At 63.2% G+C, this 304-nt stretch carries 1 protein-coding gene; it reads left to right on the top strand.

Annotation, left to right across the window (positions count from 1 at the left end; genetic code table 11):
• Nucleotides 1–67 precede the first annotated feature (67 nt).
• Nucleotides 68–304 (top strand): flavin reductase (locus P0G09_RS18375; RefSeq protein ID WP_275253389.1); only part of this gene is annotated, 237 nt, incomplete at its 3' end.

Here is a 304-nt window from a genome sequence, read left to right as displayed (position 1 = left end):
CAAAGGCCCGCCCGCGCTACATCATCTCGGAGCGCACCTGGGCACCCTATGAAAGGAAGTATCACGGATGAGAAAACAGTGCTGGCGGGGCAGCACCCTGCTGAACCCGGAACCGCCGGTGCTGGTCTCCTGCGGCGGGCTGGAGCAGCCCAACCTCATCACCATCGGCTGGACAGGCACCATCTGCACCCAGCCCTGCATGGTATCCATCAGCGTCCGCCCCGAACGGTACAGCCACCACCTCATCAAGGAGAGCGGACAATTTGCCATCAACCTGCCCACTGAACAGCTGGTGCGCGCGGTG

Origin of the sequence: Faecalibacterium sp. DFI.5.82 (genome assembly GCF_029076575.1) — a bacterium.
Taxonomy (GTDB): Bacteria; Bacillota; Clostridia; order Oscillospirales; family Ruminococcaceae; genus Faecalibacterium; species Faecalibacterium duncaniae.
The sequence above is the reverse complement of the archived record's forward strand: the minus strand, read 5'-3'. Positions and strand labels throughout refer to the sequence as shown.